This is a genomic window from Streptomyces sp. AHU1 (genome assembly GCF_045343905.1).
GTDB classification, from domain to species: Bacteria; Actinomycetota; Actinomycetes; order Streptomycetales; family Streptomycetaceae; genus Streptomyces; species Streptomyces triticiradicis.
The window spans coordinates 5,671,236-5,692,457 of sequence record NZ_CP174283.1; the positions used below are offsets into that span (position 1 = coordinate 5,671,236).

Annotated in this window: 22 protein-coding genes; 17 read left to right on the plus strand and 5 right to left on the minus strand. The window is 70.7% G+C overall.

All coding sequences use genetic code 11. The annotated features are described in order from the left end of the window. The first annotated feature begins 21 nt into the window (after positions 1-21). Positions 22-720, plus strand: a complete 699-nt coding sequence (locus tag ACICHK_RS25390; protein ID WP_406838694.1) for a hypothetical protein — start codon at positions 22-24, stop codon at positions 718-720. Between the two features lie 80 nt (positions 721-800). Here ACICHK_RS25390 and ACICHK_RS25395 read toward each other — a convergent pair whose 3' ends face one another. Together ACICHK_RS25395 and ACICHK_RS25400 are read right to left on the minus strand one after the other, a co-directional pair. Further along, a complete protein-coding gene (locus tag ACICHK_RS25395) occupies positions 801-2,165 on the minus strand; it encodes a M14 family metallopeptidase (RefSeq protein ID WP_151469938.1) in 1,365 nt (454 codons plus the stop codon). A 252-nt stretch (positions 2,166-2,417) separates the two neighbouring features. Further along, on the minus strand, positions 2,418-4,106 hold the full coding sequence (locus ACICHK_RS25400; RefSeq protein ID WP_406841319.1) for a chitinase: 1,689 nt from the start codon (positions 4,104-4,106) through the stop codon (positions 2,418-2,420). Between the two features lie 380 nt (positions 4,107-4,486). Between ACICHK_RS25400 and ACICHK_RS25405 the strand changes: the two genes are divergently transcribed. The 3 genes from ACICHK_RS25405 to ACICHK_RS25415 all read left to right on the plus strand — a co-directional run bounded on the left by ACICHK_RS25405 (position 4,487) and on the right by ACICHK_RS25415 (position 8,092). Continuing rightward, positions 4,487-5,371 carry a hypothetical protein gene (locus ACICHK_RS25405; RefSeq protein WP_406838695.1) on the plus strand — a complete coding sequence of 295 codons (885 nt, stop codon included), beginning with the start codon at positions 4,487-4,489 and terminating at the stop codon, positions 5,369-5,371. Positions 5,372-5,584: 213 nt separating this feature from the next. Further along, a complete protein-coding gene (gene cpaB / locus ACICHK_RS25410) occupies positions 5,585-6,298 on the plus strand; it encodes a Flp pilus assembly protein CpaB (RefSeq protein ID WP_406838696.1) in 714 nt (237 codons plus the stop codon). 174 nt (positions 6,299-6,472) lie between these two features. Further along, positions 6,473-8,092 (plus strand): CpaE family protein, encoded by a 1,620-nt coding sequence (locus tag ACICHK_RS25415; RefSeq protein WP_406838697.1) that lies wholly within the window; start codon positions 6,473-6,475, stop codon positions 8,090-8,092. Between the two features lie 85 nt (positions 8,093-8,177). Here the strand turns inward: ACICHK_RS25415 and ACICHK_RS25420 are convergent, their stop codons facing one another. Further along, entirely contained in the window at positions 8,178-8,435 is a 258-nt protein-coding gene (locus ACICHK_RS25420) for a hypothetical protein (protein ID WP_406838698.1), read from the minus strand. On the opposite strand from ACICHK_RS25420, the gene ACICHK_RS25425 reads away from it, so the two are divergent. From ACICHK_RS25425 to ACICHK_RS25480, 12 genes are all read left to right on the plus strand, one after another. Next, positions 8,425-8,700, plus strand: coding sequence for a hypothetical protein (locus tag ACICHK_RS25425; RefSeq protein ID WP_406838699.1), 276 nt, complete (start codon positions 8,425-8,427; stop codon positions 8,698-8,700). The two genes, ACICHK_RS25420 and ACICHK_RS25425, sit on opposite strands and share 11 nt — an antisense overlap. Positions 8,701-8,718: 18 nt before the next feature. After that, entirely contained in the window at positions 8,719-10,059 is a 1,341-nt protein-coding gene (locus tag ACICHK_RS25430) for a CpaF family protein (RefSeq protein ID WP_151469932.1), read from the plus strand. Between the two features lie 49 nt (positions 10,060-10,108). Then, a complete protein-coding gene (locus tag ACICHK_RS25435; protein ID WP_151469931.1) occupies positions 10,109-11,050 on the plus strand; it encodes a type II secretion system F family protein in 942 nt (313 codons plus the stop codon). 13 nt (positions 11,051-11,063) lie between these two features. Continuing rightward, a complete protein-coding gene (locus tag ACICHK_RS25440; protein ID WP_406838700.1) occupies positions 11,064-11,954 on the plus strand; it encodes a DUF5936 domain-containing protein in 891 nt (296 codons plus the stop codon). Continuing rightward, positions 11,954-13,363: a sensor histidine kinase gene (locus tag ACICHK_RS25445; protein ID WP_406838701.1), complete on the plus strand. Its 1,410-nt coding sequence runs from the start codon at positions 11,954-11,956 to the stop codon at positions 13,361-13,363. Before ACICHK_RS25440 ends, ACICHK_RS25445 begins: the two co-directional genes overlap by 1 nt. Continuing rightward, positions 13,356-14,087, plus strand: a complete 732-nt coding sequence (locus ACICHK_RS25450) for a response regulator (RefSeq protein ID WP_406838702.1) — start codon at positions 13,356-13,358, stop codon at positions 14,085-14,087. Before ACICHK_RS25445 ends, ACICHK_RS25450 begins: the two co-directional genes overlap by 8 nt. 114 nt (positions 14,088-14,201) lie before the next feature. Then, positions 14,202-14,405: a hypothetical protein gene (locus ACICHK_RS25455; RefSeq protein ID WP_406838703.1), complete on the plus strand. Its 204-nt coding sequence runs from the start codon at positions 14,202-14,204 to the stop codon at positions 14,403-14,405. Between the two features lie 65 nt (positions 14,406-14,470). Next, on the plus strand, positions 14,471-15,022 hold the full coding sequence (locus ACICHK_RS25460) for a pilus assembly protein TadG-related protein (RefSeq protein ID WP_406841320.1): 552 nt from the start codon (positions 14,471-14,473) through the stop codon (positions 15,020-15,022). Between the two features lie 15 nt (positions 15,023-15,037). Then, positions 15,038-15,625 (plus strand): hypothetical protein, encoded by a 588-nt coding sequence (locus tag ACICHK_RS25465; RefSeq protein WP_406838704.1) that lies wholly within the window; start codon positions 15,038-15,040, stop codon positions 15,623-15,625. Between the two features lie 3 nt (positions 15,626-15,628). After that, positions 15,629-16,294, plus strand: coding sequence for an OmpA family protein (locus tag ACICHK_RS25470; RefSeq protein WP_406838705.1), 666 nt, complete (start codon positions 15,629-15,631; stop codon positions 16,292-16,294). Between the two features lie 85 nt (positions 16,295-16,379). Next, a complete protein-coding gene (locus ACICHK_RS25475) occupies positions 16,380-16,961 on the plus strand; it encodes a dihydrofolate reductase family protein (RefSeq protein WP_406838706.1) in 582 nt (193 codons plus the stop codon). A 40-nt stretch (positions 16,962-17,001) separates the two neighbouring features. Then, positions 17,002-17,877, plus strand: coding sequence for an LLM class flavin-dependent oxidoreductase (locus ACICHK_RS25480; RefSeq protein ID WP_406838707.1), 876 nt, complete (start codon positions 17,002-17,004; stop codon positions 17,875-17,877). Between the two features lie 414 nt (positions 17,878-18,291). Here the strand turns inward: ACICHK_RS25480 and ACICHK_RS25485 are convergent, their stop codons facing one another. Together ACICHK_RS25485 and mgrA are read right to left on the minus strand one after the other, a co-directional pair. Continuing rightward, positions 18,292-18,627, minus strand: coding sequence for a DUF192 domain-containing protein (locus ACICHK_RS25485; RefSeq protein WP_406838708.1), 336 nt, complete (start codon positions 18,625-18,627; stop codon positions 18,292-18,294). Positions 18,628-19,034: 407 nt separating this feature from the next. Beyond that, entirely contained in the window at positions 19,035-20,072 is a 1,038-nt protein-coding gene (mgrA, locus tag ACICHK_RS25490; protein ID WP_406838709.1) for an L-glyceraldehyde 3-phosphate reductase, read from the minus strand. A gap of 150 nt (positions 20,073-20,222) precedes the next feature. On the opposite strand from mgrA, the gene ACICHK_RS25495 reads away from it, so the two are divergent. Continuing rightward, positions 20,223-20,996 (plus strand): isoprenyl transferase, encoded by a 774-nt coding sequence (locus tag ACICHK_RS25495; RefSeq protein WP_151469922.1) that lies wholly within the window; start codon positions 20,223-20,225, stop codon positions 20,994-20,996. The last annotated feature ends 226 nt before the right edge of the window (positions 20,997-21,222 follow it).

Sequence of the window (21,222 nt, forward strand, 5' to 3'; positions counted from 1 at the left end):
TCTTCGACCATACTTCGCGCTGTGGAGCAGCGCATAGGTTCGAAGAGTCAGCCCCTGGACGCCGCCGCGGTCAACCCGGCGTACATCCCCGGGCTCACGTCCCCCGTGCCGGCGGAGCCGAAGGACGCGGTCGCGGAGACCGAGGAGACCGTCTCCGACGAGACCGTCTCCTCGGTCTCCGACGAGACCGCCTCCGAGGAGACCGCCTCCGAGGAGGCGCCCGCGGCCGAGGCCCCGGAGGAGGCCGAGTCCGAGGAGGAGGCCCCCGCCCCCGACGGTCCCGTCTTCGAGGCCTCCGACCGGCGTGCCTCGATCAGGGCCGACCACAGCGGCGTTGTGCTGCGCCTGGACGACCAGGAGGCGGAGTTCCGCTGGGACGAGATCGGCGCCGTCGAGACGGAGACGCCGCGTTTCGGCAAGCGGTTCACCATCACCGTGCACACGCCGGAGCGCCGCTGGTACCCGATAGAGATCGAGGCGAACGCCCGGGCCCGCTTCAAGGAGTGGGAGGAGCAGCTCGACGCCGTCCTGGACGCCTACTTCGAGGACGGCGAGGACGACGAGGACGGCACCGGGGCCGAGGCCGAGGTCGAGACAGCGGCCGAGTCCGAGTCCGAGGCGAAGTCCGAGTCCGGGGGCAAGAGCCTGAGCAAGGACGGCGAGGACGGCGAGGACGACCAGGACGACGAGGGCGGCAAGGCCGAGTCCGAGAAGCCGTAAGCGGTGAGGGGATCCGCGCGCCCGTCAGGAAGGGCACGCGGATCCCCGGTCACCGGCCGGCGCGGCCGGAGCGTCGCGGCCTAGGAGCAGTACTGGGCCGCCTTGCCGATGGACCGGTACATGCAGTCGGCGTTCTCCAGGAGTTGGAGCACCGCGTCCCGGTTGCGGGAGGTCTCCCGCTCGATGACCTCGTCGGGCGGGTAGAAGCCGCCGCCGGAGCTGGACGTCGGGTACATCTCGAAGGTGTAGTCGAAGATCTTCTGGGTGCCCCAGAGGTAGTCGTCGATCGAGCCGTCCGTGATGTACAGGTCGCTGGCCTGCTCGGCCGTGTACCCGTTGCTGGCGGCCATCTTCTGCCCGATCGCCTTGAAGGCGGCGGCGTCGTCCGCCGTCATCCCGGTGGCCGTGTCGGCGGTGGTGTACCCGAACGGCCACAGCACGAGCTCGCTGTAGGTGTGGAAGTCGATCCCGGCGGTGATCTGCTGCTTGCCGCCGACGACCCGGCCGCGCACGAAGTCCGCGACCACCTTCACCTCGGGCGCCGATTCGGCCGACGCGCCGCGGTAGGTCTCGGAGGACTTGGAGGACGAGGAGCCGCCGCAGCAGCCCCACTTGTAGTTCCAGTTCCGGTTGAGGTCCGTGCCGACGTACGAGGACCCGGAGTTGGGCTGGCGGTTCTTGCGCCAGGAGCGGTAGGAGCCGCTCGCGATGTCGTACTCGCCGCCGTCCGGGTTGAGGTCCGGGACGATCCAGATCTCACGGTTGTTCACCATGTTCGTGACCCGGGAGTCGCTGCCGTACCCGGCCCCGAGCTCGCGCAGCAGGTACAGCGCCATCTCCACGGTGAGGTGCTCGCGGGCGTGCTGGTGGAAGGTGAGCAGGACCTCGGGCTCGCTCTCGTCGGTGGCCACGTTGTCGCTGACCTTGATGGCGACGATGTCCCGGCCCTGGTAGGACTTTCCGATCACCCGCTTGCTCATGATGCTCGGATAGGCCGCGAGCCGCTGGTCGATCTCCGTGTTCATCTCGGCGTAGTTGTGGTACTTCGCGTCCGCCGTCGGGAAGTCGAAGAGGCGTACGCCGTCGGCCGCGGAGGAGCGGTCGGGCGCCGAGCCCAGCGGCGTGACGTCGTAGCCCTGCCGGCGCAGCGTGGCGATCTGGTCCGCGCGGCCGGAGACGACCACGGTCTCCTCGTCGGCCTCGTCCACCGTGACCCCCGACCGCTGGATCTCCGTACGGGACGCGGAGGTCGAGCTCTGGTGGATCTCGTACTGCCTGATGTCGTCGGACGACGGCGTGAGGGCCCTGGCCCCGCTCGCCGTGGCGTCGGTGGCGGTGGCGGTCAGGGGAGCCGCGAGGGCGAGCGCCGCGAGGACCGCGAGGGCGGCGGTGCGCCGGCCGCCTCTGCCCTTGCCGTCGGCGCTGCCACGTGGGCGAATTCGCATGGAGTCTCCTTGTTTCTCCGGAAATTCCGGGATCTCCGGAATTGTGGGGGAGCGGAGCTGGGGGATGGCTCAAGGTGACGTGCCTGGTGCGGGTGTGGCGCTCATGGTGGGGGTTATGGCATGAGCAGGTCAATAGAAGACAAAGGGCCGTCGGCGGGAATCGGCCGCCCGGGACGGCACCGGCCCCGTTCGCCGCGACTGCGGCGAACGGGGCCGGAAGGGGGACCGCCGGGGAAGGGGGCGGTGGGAGGGCTACAGGGCGTGCACGTGCGGGCCCACCGCGTTCGACCAGGCGTTGCCCGCCGAGGCGTCCCAGTTCGTCGACCAGGTCATCGCGCCGCGCAGGCCCGGGTAGGCCTTGGAGGGCTTGAACGAACCGCAGTTGGTGAGCTTGGTCAGGCAGTCGAGGGCGTTGTTCACGATCGTCGGGGAGACGTAGCCGCTGCCCGCGCCGCTGGTGGAGGCGGGGAGGCCGAGGCCGACCTGGGAGGCGTCGAGACCGCCCTGGAGCTGGATGCAGGCGAGCGCCGTCAGGAAGTCGACCGAGCCCTGCGAGTAGACCTTGCCGTCGCAGCCGAGCATCGAGCCGCTGTTGTAGTACTGCATGTTGACGACGGTGAGGATGTCCTTGATGTTCAGCGCCGTCTGGAAGTAGGAGTTCGACGTGGACTGCATGTCGATGGTCTGCGGGGCCATGGTGATGACCAGGGACGAGCCCGCCTTCGCGGACAGGGACCGCAGCGCCTGGGACATGTAGGTCGCGTTGAGGCCGTTCTCCAGGTCGATGTCGACGCCGTCGAAGCCGTACGTCTGCATCAGGGAGTAGACGGAGTTGGCGAAGTTCGTGGCCGAGGCGGAGTCGCTCACCGAGACGGTGCCGTTCTGGCCGCCGATGGAGATGATGACCTTCTTGCCCGCGGCCTGCTTGGCCTTGATGTCGGCCTTGAACTGGTCGACGGTGTAGCCGCCGAGTCCGGCCGAGTCGAGCGTGAAGCCCACCGCGCCCGGCGTGCTCGTGGCGTCGGCGAAGGCGACGGCGATGATGTCGTACTGCGACTGCACGGCGGAGAGCTTCTGCACGGTCGCGCCGTTGTTGAAGTTCTGCCAGTAGCCCGTCACCGCGTGCGCGGGCACGGTGCCCCCGCCGCCCCCGCCACCGCCGGACGCGGCCGTCGTCCCGGTCACGGCCGAGGACTTCGCCGACTCACCGGCCGAGTTGGTCGCGCTGACCTGGAACGAGTACGCCGTGGAGGCGCTGAGCCCCGAGACGGTCGCGGAGGTCCCGCTCACCGACTGGACCTTGGAGCCGCCCTGGTACACGTTGTAGCCGGTCGCGCCCGACACCGTGTTCCAGGCCAGGGAGACGGACGAGGAGGTCGTGCCGGACACCGCGAGACCGCCGGGGGTCGCCGGGACGGTCGGGGCCGGGTCGCCGCCACCGCCGCCGTCGGGGCCGAACACGGAGAAGTCGTCGGCGAGGTAGGCGGGCTGTCCGTACCAGCCGTGCGACCAGACCGACACCGACGTCGTCGAGGCGCCGGTGGTAAAGGTGGTCGACAGCTGCGTCCAGGTGGTGTTGGGCGTCCAGGTCGAGACGTCCGTGGTCCCCGTGCCGCTCACCCCGAGGTAGGTGTAGGACCCCTGCACCCAGGCGCTCAGCGTGTACGTCGAGTTGGGCTTCACGGCGACGGACTGCGAGCACTGGGCGAAGTCCTGCCCCGCGGGCGTGGCCTTCAGCGCGGCCGCGCCGCCGTGCACCGGCGAGGAGACCGTCGTGCCGCTGCCCGCCGAACAGGTCCAGTTGCTCAGCCCGGACTCGAAGCCGCCGTTCTTCACGTTGTTGACGTCGGCGGCCTGGGCCTGGCCGGCCAGACCGGTGAGGGAGAGGACGGACGCGGCGACGGCGGTGGCGAGGGCTCCCGCCCATCTCCGTCCGGGCATACGGGTGACGCGGTCCACTGGGTCCTCCAGGAAGAGGTGGGGGAGGGGAGGGGGAACGGAACGGTGGCCACCGTCGGTGGATACAAGTTGGTCCAGACCAATCGGGTTGTCAAGCCCCGGGTCACATCAAGTCCCTTATGCGGGCGCCCAGTTGTTTTGAGACGTCTCACTCTCCGTTGATCACGCCCGCACCTTCGGTGAGATGATCTCGGAGATTCTGTGTTGAGCGGGCCATGCCGTGGATATGGTGCTGATGCAAGAGGGCGTCACAGTGGCGATCCGCGGCCGTACGGGAAACGTCCGTGACGCTCTATGGCGACAAAGGGGCGATCTGAGGCGGTGGTTGACCACCCCGCCGCAGCGAACGGGGTGTGTGCAGCGTGCCGACCGCGATAGCCGTCACCAGTCCCGATCTGGTGCTCCCGCCGCACGACCGGGGGACCCCGCCGGCGGTCGTCCAGCCGCTCGGCACCCTGGAGGACTCCCTCACCGGGATGCACGCGCTCATCGAGCAGCACGGGTACGTCATCTCCCTCTACTCGACCGGTGCCGACAGCGCCGTCACCCGGCGGCTGCACACCGTCCGCTCCGTCCTGGAGAGCGACCGCATCGCGCTGCTCGGCATCGACCTGCCACCGCTCGGAATCGCCCTGCTGGCCCAGCAGTTACGCCAGCTTTCGGTCTGCGACTTCAGCCCCGGCGTGCTCGCCTCCTCCGCCCGGCTGCTCGCCCACTACATCTACGCCGGAGCCCTGCTCGGCTCGGTGGCCAAGCTCGACCGGGTCCCGGTCTCCCTCAAGTCGCACGCCAAGTCGTGGGTGCCGGGCGCCCAGTTCGCCGTACTCGCCAATCCGCGGGCCGAACTGGTCCGCGTCGGCCAGGGAGAACTGCCGGGGCCGGAGTTCGGGACCCGGCTGCTCTCGGCCGCCGGACAGCCGCCCTCCGACTGGGTCACCTCGACCCTCGCGCCCGCCTGGCAGGTCCAGGGCGCCGCGACCGTCCCGCTGCCCGGGGAATCGGTCCGCTGGTGGGGCACGAACCGGCTCGTGGAATTCGCCGCCGGACTGCACGACGTCTCGGTCCTCTACCAGCTCGTCTCGTCCGTCCGGCGGGACGCGTGCCACTGGTGCGGCCTCGAACTCATCGGTGACCGCTGCGGTTTCTGCGCCGCCCCGCTGTCCCAGCCTTCCGCCGAGGAGCTTTCGGCCACCACCGTCCGGGCAGCCTCTCCGGTGCGCGCCGCCCTGCCCCGAGGCGCCACATAGGCCCCCGGCGCATCGAACCGCGCGTCAGACACGACCGAACGACGCACCAGGCACCAGCGAACAGCACATCAGGCACCACCGCCCGACCCAGCCGTCCCCGTAGATCGAGGTTGTCCTGAACATGCTGCATCATCCCGGAGGTCACCCCCCGGATCCCCGGCAGGAACGACAGCCCGGTCCACTCCCCGGTACCGCCCCACGAGGTGAGATTCAGTGAACTCGCGCCAGCGCCGCGGCGTCATCCTGCTGGTCCTCTCGGTCCTGTGCGCCCTCGGCGCCTTCGCCGGAGTCCTCTCGGTGATCCGCGACGTGAACTCCAAGGTCGGCCCGGAGGTCACGGCGTACCGCCTGAAGAGCGACATCGCGCCCTACAAGGAACTGTCGGCCGACCAGTTCGAGAAGATCTCCATGCCCGAGCGGTGGCTGTCGTCCACCGCCGTCACCGACCTCTCCCGGATCCGCGGGAAGATCGCCGTCACCCGGCTGGAGAAGGGCTCCCTGCTCCAGGCCGACATGATCGTCGCCAAGCCGGAACTGGCCGCCGGGCAGCAGGAGATCGCCATCATGATCGACGCGTCGACCGGTGTCGCGGGCAAGATCGACCCCGGCTCCCGGGTCAACATCTACGCCACCTTCAAGGCCGAGAACGACAAGGGCCGCGACCAGTCCAAGGTGATCGTCGAGAACGCCCGTGTCATCGACGTCGGCAAGCTCACCGCCCTCGAACCCGACCAGTCCAGCGCCGACCGGCGCAACAGCGCCGCCCAGGCCGTCCCGATCACCTTCGCGCTCGGCACCGCCGACGCCCAACGCGTCGCGTACGCCGAGTCGTTCGCCGAACACGTCCGGCTCGCCCTGGTCGCCGGCGGCTCCGACACGTCCGTGGCGCCCGGCGACCGTACGTACACCCTCGACGAGGACAAGTAGGAGGCCGCGCATGAGGTCCATGCCCACCGGGCGGTGCCCGGGGCCGCGTACGAGGCCGGCACGCGCGACGCGGACGCGGCCGTCGCGGGACCCCCGGTCCGGAACGCGGCGACGGGTCCCCGAGGCGCTGGGCACGGGGACCGGCGCGCGGTACGCGAGCGAGGAGCTTCGCCGATGACCATCCGTATCCTTCCCGCCGTCGGCGACATCGACTCGGCCCGCGCGCTCACCACCCTGCTGAGCCAGCTCGCCGACACCGAACCCGCCCCGCCCGTACCCGACTCGACCGCACTCCTCGACACCCTCGCGCGCCTCGCCGCCGAGTCCCTCGACGAGCTCCCCGAAGTGGTCCTCGTCCACGAACGCATCGGCCCGGTACCGGCGTTGGACCTGATCCGCGACCTGGTGATGCGCTTCCCCGCGGTCGGTGTCGTCCTCATCACCGCCGACACCAGCACCGGCGTCCTCACCGCCGCCATGGACTCCGGCGCCCGCGGCATCGTCGGCCTCCCCCTCGGCTACGACGCCCTCGCCGAACGCGTCCAGGCCGCCGCCGCCTGGTCCGCCGGAATGCGCCGCCATCTGCACAGCGGCGCGCCCGAGCTGTACACGGGCCCCGGCGGCACCGTCGTCACCGTGACCGGCGCGAAGGGCGGCGTCGGCGCGACCGTCACGGCGGTCCAGCTCGCCCTCGCCGCGAAGGCCTCCGGCCGCAGCGTGGCACTGCTCGACCTGGACCTGCAGTCCGGGGACGTGGCCTCGTACCTCGACGTGCAGTTCCGCCGGTCGGTGGCCGACCTCGCCGCCATCACCGACATCAACCCGCGCGTCCTCCAGGACGCCGTCTACACCCACGACAGCGGCATCGCCCTGCTGCTGGCCCCCTCCGAGGGCGAACGCGGCGAGGAGGTCACCGACCGGGTGGCCCGCCAGATCCTCGGCGCGCTGCGCTCCCGCCACGACGTCGTGGTCGTCGACTGCGGCTCCCAGATGAACTCGGCCACCGCCGCGGCCGTCGAGATGGCCGACCGGGCCCTGCTGCTCGTCACCCCCGACGTCATCGCCGTACGCGCCGCCAAACGCATGGTCCGCATGTGGGACCGCCTCCAGATCCGCAAGGCGGAGGAAACCACCACGGTCGTGAACCGCTTCGCCCGCGGTACGGAGATCCAGCCGTCCCTCGTCGAACGCGTCACCGGCACCAAGGTCGCCCGTTCCACGGTCCCCGCCGCCTTCAAGGAACTCCAGTCGGTCGTCGACGCGGGGCGGCTGCAGGACCTGGACGCCCGCTCGACCGTCAAGCAGGCACTGTGGGCGCTCGCCGGCGACCTGGGTCTCGTGGTCCCCCAGGAGGGCGGGGGCGGCGGCAGGCGCCGCAAGGCGTCCGCGTCGGACCGGGGCGCGCTCTCGCTGCGCGGCCGGAACGCCGACCGGGGAGCGGTCACCCTCGAGTTCGCCGGGATGTTCCCGCTGCTGCTGGTCGTCATGACGATCCTGTGGCAGTGCGTGCTGTACGGCTACTCGTACTCGCTGGCCGGGAACGCGGCGGACGAGGCCGCGCGGGCCGCCACCGCGGCCTACGCGGTCCACGGCGACGTCGCGGGCGCCTGCGCCACCGCCGGGAGCAAGCACCTGCCGGGCTCCTGGAAGGACGCCGGCATCGCCTGCGGCGCCGACGGCCAGGTCATGACGGCCACCGTCGACGTCGACGTCCCCCTGTTCTTCCCGGGCTTCGACGCGGGCTTCCACGTGAAGGGCAAGGCGGGCGCGGCGCTGGAGGGGGGCGACGGATGAGGACGCACCCGCGGACGGCATCCGGCGGAAGGGGACGTGCCGGTACATCACATGTCCGTCGCTCACGTTCGGATCGGCCGACGCTTCACACCACACCGACGTCTGATCCAGCGGCGACGGACGGATGTACCGGCACGTCCCCGACCCACGACGCACCCACGTCCGCGCCCGCACCCACGTCCGCGCCCGCACCCACGTCCGCGCCCGCACCCACGTCCGCGCCCGCACCCACGTCCGCGCCCGCACCCGCACCCGCGAGCAGGCTCCGCGACGACCGGGGCGTCTCCATCCTGGAGTTCGTCGGGTTCCTGCCGATCCTGCTGATCGTCGGGATGGCGGCCATCCAGCTCGGACTCATCGGGTACGGCGTCAACCAGGCCGGCTCCGGGGCACGGGCCGCCGCACGAGCAGCCTCGCAACAGGGCGGTCCCGCGGCAGGGGTGGCCGCGGGCCGTGCCGCCGTGAGCGGGTGGCTCGACCCGCGGGTCACACCGGAAAAGGGGGCCGAGACCACCACCGCGACGGTCCAGGTCCACGTCCCCGGCGTCATCCCCCTCTTCGGCGGCTACGACGTCACCCGCCACGCCACCATGCCCACCGACGACTGACCGGGAGGAGCCGACACCATGAGCCTGCGTTCCCGCATCGCCACCCCCGACGAGGGCGGACCCGCCCGTGAGGACGGACACCTCGTCGCCGTCTACCGCGCCAAACTCCTGGAGGAGATCGACCTCGCCGAGATGTCGAGCCTGGCCGCGGCCGAACGCCGGGTCCGCCTCGAACGCGTCCTCGGCCACATCATCAGCCGCGAGGGCCCGGTCCTCTCCACCGCCGAGCGCTCCCAGCTGATCCGCCGGGTCGTCGACGAGGCGCTCGGACTCGGTGTCCTCGAACCGCTCCTCGCCGATGCCTCCATCACCGAGATCATGGTCAACGGCCCGGACTCGATCTTCGTCGAGCGGTCCGGCCGCGTCGAACAGCTGCCGCTGCGCTTCGCCTCCAACGAGCAGCTCATGCAGACCATCGAACGCATCGTCTCGACGGTCAACCGCCGCGTCGACGAGTCCAACCCCATGGTCGACGCCCGCCTGCCCACCGGCGAGCGCGTCAACGTCATCATCCCGCCGCTCGCCCTGACCGGCCCCACCCTCACGATCCGCCGCTTCCCCCGCGCCTACACGCTCCCGGAGCTCATCGGCCTCGGCTCCCTCGACGAGCAGACGCTCATGCTGCTCGCCGCCTTCGTCCGGGCCCGCTTCAACGTCATCGTCAGCGGCGGCACCGGCAGCGGCAAGACCACCCTGCTCAACGCGCTCTCCGGCCTGATCCCCGCGCACGAGCGCATCATCACCATCGAGGACTCCGCCGAGCTCCAGCTCCAGCAGGAGCACGTCATCCGCCTCGAATCACGCCCCCCGAACGTGGAGGGCAAGGGCCAGATCACCATCCGCGACCTGGTCCGCAACTCCCTGCGCATGCGCCCCGACCGCATCATCGTCGGCGAGGTCCGCGGCGGCGAGACCCTCGACATGCTCCAGGCCATGTCGACCGGCCACGACGGCTCGCTCGCCACCGTCCACGCCAACTCCGCCGAGGACGCCCTCATGCGCCTGCAGACCCTCGGCTCGATGTCCGAGGTCCAGATCCCCTTCGAGGCGCTCAAGGACCAGATCAACTCCGCCGTCGACGTCGTCGTCCAGCTCTCCCGGCACGCAGACGGCTCCCGCAAGGTCACGGAGGTCGCGCTGCTCGTCTCGCACGGCCGCGAACAGTTCCGCGTCACCCCCGTCACCCGCTTCGTGCCCCGCCCGGTCGGCCCCGACCGCGTCGTGCGGGGCCACTTCGAGCACCTTCCGCTCCCGCGCCCGGTCGCGGAGAAGCTGTACGTCGCCAACGAGCCGCTGCCGCCCGCCTTCGGCGTCGCCGAGGCCATCGACGTACTCGACACGAGGCAGGCGATCGGATGACACCCGTGCCGTCCACCTCCGCGACCCCCACCTCCGAAGGGAGGCAGCCGTGAACGACCCCGCCCTCCTCGCCCTCGGCGGGACGATCCTCGGCGGCACGCTCGCCGTCGCGGGCGTGCACACCTACGCCTCGGGCCGCGCCCAGCGACGGGAGCTCCTCGACCGCCTCTCCGGCGGTGGCCTCGCGCACACGGCGGACGGCAGGACACGCCGCTTCACGGGCGTCGACCGCAGGCTGCGCCGCACCCGCCTCGGCCGCACGATCCACCTGCGCCTGACGGCCACGGGGCTCGACCTCACGGCGGGCGAGTTCTTCACCTACGTGACCGCCGTGGTCGTCGCCCTGTGGCTGATCGCCGCGGCCACCCTGGCCCCCTTCTTCGGCCCGATCGCCGCCCTCCTCGGCGTCTGGAGCGCGGCCGTCTTCCTCAACTGGCAGCGCCAGAAACGCATCGAGGCGTTCATCAACCAACTCCCTGACGTGGCACGCCTGCTGGCGAACGCGACGGCGGCCGGCCTCGCCCTGCGCACGGCGCTCGCCATGGCCGCGGAGGAGCTGGAGGCCCCGGCCGGCGAGGAACTGGCGCATGTGGCCGACCAGTTGATGCTGGGCCGCACGATCGACGACGCCCTCGGGGAACTCTCCGAACGTCTTCCCTCCCGCGAGCTGATCGTCCTCGTCACCACCCTCGTCCTGGCCAACAAGGCGGGCGGCTCCGTCGTCAGCTCCCTGCGCAACCTCACCCAGACCCTGGAGGACCGCAAGGAGACCCGCCGCGAGGTCCGCACCATGCTCTCCGAGGTCAACGCGACCGCCTTCACGGTCCCCTTCCTCGGCATCGGCTCGCTGGTGATGATCAACTCCTCGAACGAGGGAGCGCTCGCCCGCGTCACCGGCTCCGCGCTCGGCCAGGGCCTCGTCCTGCTCTCCCTCGGCCTCTACACCGTGGGCTTCTTCGTCATCCGCCGGCTCGGCAAGATCGAAGTGTGAGGGAGGGGTCACCGTGCTTCCGCTGCTGCTCGCCGTCCTGATGGGGGCGGCCGTCGCGGGCGTCCTCCTGGGCGTCCGGATGATCCGCTCCGAGGTCAAACTGCCCAGCGACCTCCAGCTCGCCCTGGAGGTCGGCGGCACCCGTGTCTCGGCGGCGGACTCGGCCGTCGACCGCCTCGGCATGCGCTTCGCGCCGACCGTCCTGCGTCTGATGGGCCCCCGGCGCGTGGACGCCAAACGCCGACGCATCGACATGGCGGGCAACCCCGGCGGTCTGACCCTGAACCGCTACGCGGCCCGCCGCGCGGTCTACGGCGTCTTCGGCGTCGTCCTCGGCCTGGTCTTCCTCTCCAACGGGCAGCTCCTCTTCGCCGTGCTCACCCTGGCCTTCGGGCTGGTCGCCGCCGACGCCCTCATCTGGCAGGCCGTCCGGGAACGCAAGGAGATCATCGACCGCACCCTGCCCGACTTCCTCGACGTCCTCGCGGTCGTCGTCTCCGCGGGCCTCGGCTTCCGCCAGGCCCTGGACCGCGTCTCGGAGAAGTACGAGGGACCCTGGGCGGACGAACTGCGCATCACCCTGCGCCAGATGGACATGGGCGTCAGCCGCCGCCAGGCCTTCGACGAACTCCGCAGGCGCAACTCCTCCGAGCAGGTGGCCCAGTTCGTCTCGGCGCTCCAGCAGGGCGAGGAACTCGGCTCCCCGATCGCCGAGACCCTCATCCAGCTGGCCACCGACATGCGCCGCACGGACGCCCAGAACGCCCGCCGCCGCGCCGCCAAGACCATTCCCAAGGCCACGATGGTCACCCTGGTGTTCATGCTCCCGGCGACGATGATCCTCATCGCGACCGGCATGTTCCTGGGCTCGGGCACCGACTTCGGCTCGATCCTGGGGCGCTGATGAAGAGCCTCACGAGGGCCCGGGGTCACGCGGTCCGCGAGCAACTGCGCCGGACCCTCCGGCTCGTGCGAAGCCGGGCGCACCGGTCCCTGTCGTTCGCACGCGGCCGCGAACGGGGCACCGGCTACCTCGCGGACGACGCCCCCGCACCCGGCGGCATCCGCCTCCAGCTCAACGCCCTGCAGGCGCTGTGCCGCCAGGCCTTCGCCGTCCGCCTCGCGGCCATCGCGGTCGGCGCGCCCTTCGCGATGACGAACGCCACGGGCGGCCTCCCGCGCTACGCGGTCCTCGCCGCGGCCGTCCTCGGCGTCATGGGCTCCTACGCCATGCTCCGGGACTGGGACCGCTTCGGACCCCGCCTGCTCGCCCACCCGACCCTGATGGGCCTGGACCTCACCTTCGGCGCGGTCCTGCTCCTGACCGCGTCCCCCGCCTCCCCGCTCGCCTACGCCACGGTCTGCACCCCGCTCCTGTCGGGCCTGCTGTACGGCTGGCGCGGCGCGGGCGTCTTCACCGGGTTCCAGCTCACCGTGCTGCTCATGGTGTTCAGGGCCTGGGAACACCGGCCGGGAGCGGGCTCCAACACCCTGCTCATCGCGGGCTTCTGCGTCGGCGCGGGCATCATTGGAGTCACCCTGCGCAATCTGCTGTTCCGCTTCGGCACGGCGGGGCAGGCCCTGGCCGAGGCGACCAGCAGACTCGCCGTCGCGGAGGCCGTGGAATCCGAACGGGCCCGGCTGGCACGCGAGATGCACGACTCCGTCGCCAAGACGCTGTACGGCCTCGCGCTGGCCGCGGACGCCCTGGCCGCCTCCGCGGACGGCGCGGACCCGGGGGAACTCAAACGCCAGGCGACGGTCGTGGCGGCCGCCGCACGCCTGGCCGCCACCGAGTCCCGCACCCTCCTGACGGACCTGAGGCGGCACACCGACCTGACCGAGCCGGACATCGACCTCCTCCCCGAACTCGGCTCCATGACGGCCGACTTCGAGGCCCGCACCGGCATCGCTCCGGTCGTACGGCACCGGGGCGCGCGTCCGGTCCTGCCCAGCACCGCCGCCCACCACGTCCTCGCGATCGTCTCCGAGGCCCTGGAGAACGCCCACCGCCACGCGGGCGCGAGCACGGTGACGGTCGAACTCGACGTTTCGGCAAACGAGTTCTCCCTTCTCGTCCGCGACGACGGAGTGGGCCTGCCGGTGCCGACGACCCCCGCCGCGCTGGCCGCCTGGACGAGATCCGGCCATTTCGGCCTGCTCGGCATGACGGAGCGGGCCGCGTGCGTCGGCGGCCTCGTCACGCTGGACCGGCCCCGCGAAGGGGGCACCGAGGTCCGGCTGGCCCTCCCGCTCCCGTCGGTCGCCCTTCCCGCTCCCCCCACTTCCCAAGAGGAGGCCGCACATGCCTGACCAGGCACTTCCCGGCCCGTCCCTGCGCGTCCTCGTGGCCGACGACAACCCGGTCGTACGGGCCGGCCTGACCGCGCTGCTGGACGCGCACCCCGACATCGCGGTCGTCGCGACGGCGCGGGACGGCGCGGAGGCCCTGGACCGCGCCGCCCTCCTCACCCCGGACGTGGTCCTCCTCGACGTCCGGATGCCCGGCACGGACGGCCTCACCGCACTGCCCGGGCTGTGCGCGATCGCCCCCGTGATGATGCTGACGTACAGCAGCGAACCCGAGGTCGTGGCGGAAGCCCTGCGCAAGGGCGCCTCCGGCTACCTCGTCCATGGCGAGTTCACGGCGGCCGAACTGATCGCCTCCGTACGGGAGATGCGCCGGGGACGCCCGACTGTCCCGGATTCACTCGGAGGTTCGTACCAACCGCTCTCATTCTCTTCGCATCTGCAATCTGCTGTGGCACAGTCTTCGAGGGCTCGGCCCTTGCCGGTGGGGGGACTTCACCGTCATGCCGCCCATCAGTCCGAGTTCGGCTTGAGTGCGAGGGAGGTGGAGGTGATGGACCTCATCGCGGCGGGCATGAACAACCGTCAGATCGCCGCCACCTGCTTCATCACGGAGAAGACCGTCAAGAACCACATCAATCGCATCTTCGCGAAGCTGCACAGTTCCTCGCGCAGCGAGGCGATCGCCCACTGGCTGGGCACGGCGCACGAGGGGTGGAGCCGATGACTCCGCCCCGCGCTCCCCACCGGCGAAGTTGGGCCCCTGGGCCCACTCGCCGTAGGCGACTTCTCACGTACGGTGCTCGGGTCGTTGGTTGCGTCGGCAGGGAGGGCAGTCCTGATGAACAGGTTCACGGCATGGACCCGAAAGGTGATCTCCCGGACGCGGGGCGCCCACCGGGACACGGGGGCGGGCTTCGTGGAGTACGCGGGCCTGATGATCATCATCGCGGGGATCTTCACGTTGATCGACCAGTTGGGTCTCGACGGCACGATCTCCGGGGCGATCGGCGACGCAGTGGACCGGGTGGTCGGCGGCGGCTGACCTCACCACTCCTCTGCGGCGATCAAGGGCAGACTCTCCCGATCTACATCTGGCTGACGGGGATTCTGCTCTTCGCCGCTTTCGTCTTCTTCGTCTTCGCCCAAGCAGCGTCCGCCCGCAATGGAGCTCAATCCGCGGCGGACGCTGCTGCGTTGGCGGCCGCACAGGACTCCCGCGACGAGCTCATAGCAGGGCTGACGGGAGCCGTCGGCACGGACGACCACTGGCTGGACTGGCTCGACGGCGACAAGTTCGCCGACAAGTTCCACGGCGCGGGGGCATCCGCCGCCGCCGGCCGGCTGGCCGGCGAGAACGACTCGACGGTGACGAGCGGACCCCAACCCACCGTCGTGAACGGATTTCCCGGCTATCGCGTGGCGATCCAGACCCGTTACACGGTCGGAGCTTCCATCCTCCCGGGCACGGAGAACCGCCACGCCGAGGCGCACGCGACGGCGATCATCGAGCCGCGCTGCACCTTCGCCGCAGATGCGGATCCCAAGAAGTCCGTGGAGTTGGACTGTGCCGGGCACAGTGTGGACATCGATCCCGAACATTTCAATTCGGACGACCTTCCCGACGCGTCCGTGCTGTTCTCTGTGCATCTGGCCGAGTGAGAGGAAGCCGTACCGATGGATCTCCGGCACACCATGAAGGGCCGCAGGGCCATGGCCGCGGTGACGATCACGACTGGGCTGCTTTTCATGGTGGCTGGCTGTGGGGGGAGCGGTGACGACACCAAGGCAAAGGACAGTTCCTCCGCCCCTGCTTCCAGCCCGGGCAAGGACGACGGCGGGAGCAAGCAGTCGCCGACCGCTTCCGCGGACAGAGTGCTGGCGACGGCGAAGGACGGTGACATCACCGTCACCATCACTTCCGCCGAGCGCGACCAAGGTGGCTTCGTGACGGTGTCAGGTCAAGTGACGAATGGCGGCAGCGGCTCGTGGCTGGGAGCCGACTGGCAGAGCAACGAGACCGAGTTGGCGAGCAACGGCGGCTCTCTGTCGGGCGCGAGCCTCGTCGACGAAAAGGGGAAGAAGAAGTACCTCGTCCTCCGTGACACATCGGGACGCTGCCTCTGCACGAAGTTCTCGCGGCTCAGGCCGGGCGACTCGGCAGCCTGGTTCGCACAGTTCCCGGCCCCGCCGGACGGTACGGACTCGGTCAACTTCCAAGTTGGCTCCCTGCCCCCCACCTCCATCACTCTCTCCGAGGGCTGACCCATGGCCCTCCCACCCCGCGCCCCCGCAACTCGCCGCGCAACCGCGACCACGTTCACGGCCCTCGCCGTGCTGATCACCCTCGGTCTCCCGGGGCCCGCCCATGCCGACGGTGACGACCCGAGTGCCCCGCCCGGCAGCGTCACCACCTCCCCGCCCCCCGACGTCGACGCCAACAGTCCCGGGCTCAAGCTCGCCGACGGCGCGACCCTGGCGCCCGCCAAGGTGCTGGACATCAAGTCGGTCGTGGAGGACCTCGGCGGTGAGGAGCGCAGGGAGGACACCAACTCGGACGTCTCGTTCGCGCTCCAGGCGGAGGTCCTCTTCCCCAAGGACAGCTCGAAGCTCAACCCGGACTCCCAGTCCCGTATCCAGGCGATCGCGGACGAGATCAAGGCCCAGCACGCCACGACCGTCCGCGTCTTCGGATTCACCGACAACCTCGGCTCGTACGCGCACGGCCTGACCCTCTCCAAGAAACGCGCGGAGCAGGTGCACGACCGGCTGGCCGCCGCGCTCGGCTCCGCGGAGTCGGGCATCACCTTCGAGGTGCGGGGCTACAGCGAGGACTATCCGATCGCCGACAACACCTCGGAACAGGGCCGCCGCAAGAACCGCCGGGTGGAGGTGACCTTCCCGAGGGGCGCCGCCGACGGGAACAACGCCTGACGAGCGCGTCACCTTCTCCCGGGCCCGGCCTCCTGGCAGCATTCCCCCGACGAACGGGTCGCGCACGAGGTCGATGGAGTCCGCCATGAGGAAGATCGTGTTGATGATGTCGGTGTCCCTCGACGGATTCATCGAGGGCCCGAACCGCGAGATCGACTGGCACCGGGTCGACGCCGAGCTCCACCAGCACTTCAACAACCTGATCAGGGGCTTCGGCGCGCTGATGTCCGGACGGGTGACCTACGAGCTGATGGCCTCCTACTGGCCGACGGCCGACAAGGACCCGGACGCGAGCCCGGAGGAGGTCGAGTTCGCCGGGATCTGGCGGAACATCCCCAAGGTGGTGTTCTCGCGGACGCTGGAGCGCGGCACCGGGCACACCACGGTCGTACGGGAGGTCGTGCCCGAGGAGATCATGGCGCTGAAGGCGCAGGAGGGCGGCGACCTCGCGCTCGGCGGCGCCGATCTCGCCGCGGAGTTCCTGAGGATGGGCCTCGTCGACGAGATCAGGCTGTACGTGCACCCCGTCCTCATCGGGGCCGGCAAACCGCTGTTCCCCGAGGCCGAGGCCCCGACCGACCTGCGTCTCGTCGAGTCGCGGACCTTCGGCAACGGCGTCGCCCTCCTGCGCTACGAGCGCGACACATCCGGTGCCGGGGGCGCGTAAAGCGGTTGTCCCCGGCGGACGGCCTGGGTAGGAAGGCGGCATGACCTCACTCGGTGTTGTCTTCCGGCCCCAACTGCCCCCCGAGCGACTGCGCGCCCTGGCGCGCGAGGCGGAGGAGGCGGGTCTCGAGGAGCTGTGGCTGTGGGAGGACTGCTTCCTCGAAGGGGGCATCTCCTCCGCCGCGGCGGCGCTCGCCTGGACCGAACGCCTGCGGGTGGGCGTCGGGCTGCTGCCCGTCCCGCTGCGGAACGTCGCCGTCACCGCGATGGAGGCCGCCACCCTGCACCGGCTGTTCCCGGGGCGGGCCGCCGTCGCGGTCGGCCACGGCGTCCAGGACTGGATGGGCCAGGTCGGGGCGCGGGCCGAGTCGCCCATGACCTTGCTGCGTGAGCATCTCGACGCCCTGCGCGCGCTGCTGCGCGGTGAGCGCGTGACCACCGAGGGGCGGTACGTGAGACTCGACGGCGTCGCCCTCGACTGGCCGCCCGCCGAGGCGCCCGAGGTCCTCACCGGCGCCACCGGGCCCCGTACGCTCCGCCTCGCCGGAGAGGCCGCCGACGGCACGGTCCTCACCGCCTCGACCACCGTCGACGGGGTGCGGCGGGCCCGGCGGCTCATCGACGAGGGACGGCTGGCGGCCGGCCGGACCGAGGAGCGTCACCGGGTGGTCGTCTATCTGCACGCGGCCACCGGGTCCGGCGCCGCGGCCCGGCTGCGTGCCGAGATCGAGGCCGACGGCGGGAGCGCCACCTCGGACCTCGGGGTCGCGGGCGACGCGGGTGCCGTCGCCAAGGCCGTCCAGCGCCTGGTGGAGGCCGGAGCCGACACGGTGGTCCTCCAGCCCACCGCCGACGAGCCGGACCCCGAGGGATTCGTCCGCTTCGCGGCCGAGCAGGTGCGCCCGCTGCTTCCCTAGACCTCTGGTTCCACCGGATCGCCGGATCGCCGGATCGCCGGATCGCCGGCACCCGAAGGCCCCGACCCCCATCCCTCGGCCTCACCCCCGACCCCCGACTCCCGCCCTCGGCCGCCCGCCCCCAGCCCTCCAGGCCATGATCCACGCCCGCCCGAACAGATTGACCGAAAATCTCCCGATGGGGGATGCTCGGCGTGAGATGTCTGTCTGGATGGCGGACGCGGGGGCGGTGGCCGGGGCGTGCCGTGTGCGGAGGATCCGCGTGGGGTGTCCACATCGTTATCCGACGGCTGTCGCCAGGAATGTTCGGCTCACGTAAGTTCAGACCAAGGTAATTCGCGTCAGCAAAGCTGCGCGTGTGGCACCGCGCAGAGGAGGGGGCTGCGCGGTGCCGCCTTGCTCCGTGACGTGACGTCAGGTGTGCTGGACCGTGATCCGCGCGCCGCGCCGCACGCCCCACCGTTCCATCGCCCCGGCCTCCGCCTCCAGGACCTGCCGGGCCCGCGGCCGCGGCAGCCCCAGCCGGCCCGGACGCATCGTGCGCACCGCCAGGACCCGCGACGACCGGTCCAGATAGGCGACGTCGATCGCGAACCGCATCCCCAGCGTGTGCACCGAGTTCGCCGGTGTCAGCAGCAGCGCGCCCTCGATGCCCGGGCGCCCGAGCAGTCCCCGCCGCCGGGCGCGTGCCGTGGTGGCGAGCTCCAGGGGTACCGGCTCGGACGTCTCCTCCGTCGTGAACGTGGTCATGGGTGCGAAATTAGCGGTGGGGTCAAGCGGGAGGGCGCCACGCGGATCACTCGCCCGGAGTACGCGTGGACAAGCCGGCGCCACATCCCGAGACGGGGTGCGGACCCATTGGATCTCTGCTGATCCCTGGCGATTCCCTTTGAATCAGCCATGATTCGGCCATGATCACACCCGGAATCGATGGTTCCATGCGCGTCATGGTGTCGCCGGACGACTCCGGAGAGTAGTTGTGGCACGCGGATGCACGCAGCATCACTTACGAAGGGTTATGGTGGAAACCCCCCCTCGGGCCGGTCCGTCTCCCCCCCACGGACCGGCCCGTTTTTCGTGCCCGGGACGGTCCGTCCGGCGGGCGCCCCCGTGCGCCCCTCGGGCGGGCCGCCCCGTACGGCGGGGATCTCGGTGACTCAGCGCCGCTGGGCCCAGATGTTCGTGCCCGGCGTCGACACCGCGAACGTGTCGATCTCCTGCAGCTCCTCGTCCGTGAGCTCCGGGCCCGACAGCGCCTCCAGGTTCTCCTCCAGCTGCCGCACGCTGGACGCGCCGATGAGGGCGGAGGTCATCCGCTGGTCGCGCAGTACCCAGCTGAGCGCGAGCTGGGCGAGCGACTGGCCGCGCCGGGCCGCGATGCCGTTCAGCCCGTTCAGACGGCGCACGACCTCGTCGCTCAGCAGGCCGGGGTCCAGCGACTTGCCCTGGGTGGCGCGCGAGCCCTCCGGGACGCCCTGGAGGTACTTGCCCGTCAGCAGCCCCTGCGCGAGCGGCGCGAAGGAGATGCAGCCCATGCCGGCCGCCTCCAGCGTGTCGAGCAGGCCGTCGTCCTCCGTCCAGCGGTTGAGCATCGAGTACGAAGGCTGGTGGATGAGCGGACGGACGCCCATGCCGGTGAGGATCCGGGCCGCCTCCGCCGTCTGCTCGCCGCTGTAGGAGGAGACGCCGACGTACAGCGCCTTGCCCTGCTGGACGGCGGACGCGAGCGCGCCCATCGTCTCCTCCAGCGGGGTGTCCGGGTCGAAGCGGTGCGAGTAGAAGATGTCGACGTGGTCCAGGCCCATCCGCTTCAGCGACTGGTCCAGGGAGGACAGCAGGTACTTGCGGCTGCCCCACTCGCCGTACGGGCCGGGCCACATGTCGTAGCCCGCCTTGGTCGAGATGACCAGTTCGTCACGGTAGGAGGCGAAATCCTGCTCCAGCAGCTTGCCGAAGTTGAGTTCCGCCGAGCCGGGCGGCGGCCCGTAGTTGTTGGCGAGGTCGAAGTGGGTGACGCCGAGGTCGAAGGCGCGGCGCAGGATCGCGCGCTGGGAGTCCAGCGAGCGGTCGTCGCCGAAGTTGTGCCACAGGCCGAGCGAGATCGCGGGCAGCTTGAGGCCGCTGTGACCGGTACGCCGGTATTCCATCGAGTCGTACCGTTCCGTTGCGGCCCGGTACGGAGTGGGGTCGTTCATGAGGACGAACCTATGCCAGGGTGCACGGGCCCCTCGGGAGCCTCGCGTTTCGCGGGGGTAGGCTTCGCCCCGGGGGACCGTCATACGGACAGGGGCTGTGCTCGGGCGCGGCTGTCCGGTCCGCGATCCGCACGGAGGGGCTGACAACACGTGACCTTGCGCGACAACCTGCGCCGTCTGCTGGTCAGGTTCTATGCACGCAGGGTGGAAGGCCACCTCGACCACGACCAGGTGCCCAAGCACATCGGGGTCATCATGGACGGCAACCGCCGCTGGGCGAAGGCCGCCGGCTCCACCACCGCCCAGGGCCATCGGGCCGGAGCAGACAAGATCGAGGAGTTCCTCGGCTGGTGCTCCGAGACCGATGTCGAGGTCGTCACCCTGTGGCTGCTTTCCACCGACAACTTCGACCGCCCGCAGGAGGAGCTCGGTCCGCTCCTCGGCATCATCGAGGGCGTCGTCCGCACCCTGGCCGCCGACGGCCGTTGGCGGGTGCACCACGTCGGGACGCGGGACATCCTGCCCTCCCCGATGCAGTCCGCCCTCAAGGAGGCCGAGGAGGCCACCGCGCACGTCGAGGGGATAGTCGTCAACGTCGCCATCGGCTACGGCGGACGCCAGGAGATCGCCGACGCCGTGCGTTCGATGATCCTCGACGCGGCCGACAAGGGGACCTCGATGGAGGACCTCGCGGACCGCGTCGACGTCGACCTCATCGGCAAGCACCTCTACACCGGTGACCAGCCCGACCCCGACCTGGTGATCCGCACCAGCGGTGAACAGCGGCTGTCCGGATTCATGCTCTGGCAGACCGCTCACTCCGAGTACTACTTCTGCGAGGTCTTCTGGCCGGCCTTCCGCAAGGTCGACTTCCTGCGCGCCCTGCGCGACTACGCGGCGCGACACCGTCGTTACGGAGGCTGAATAAAGGGGTAGCCCGGGCCGTCCGGGGTACCCGGCGGGGACACCCGTCACCGGGAGTTAACGAACGCGCCGTCATATGCCCTGGCATGGCTTGGCTCGTTGAAGGGCATAAGCCTTGCAGGTCGACGCCCGAACCACGGGTGTCGTATCTCAGCGGGCGGCACGGGGCCGCCCGCCCGGGAGGCCCTTTGCACCAGCCCGACCGTGCGGTCAGCACGGACGAAGC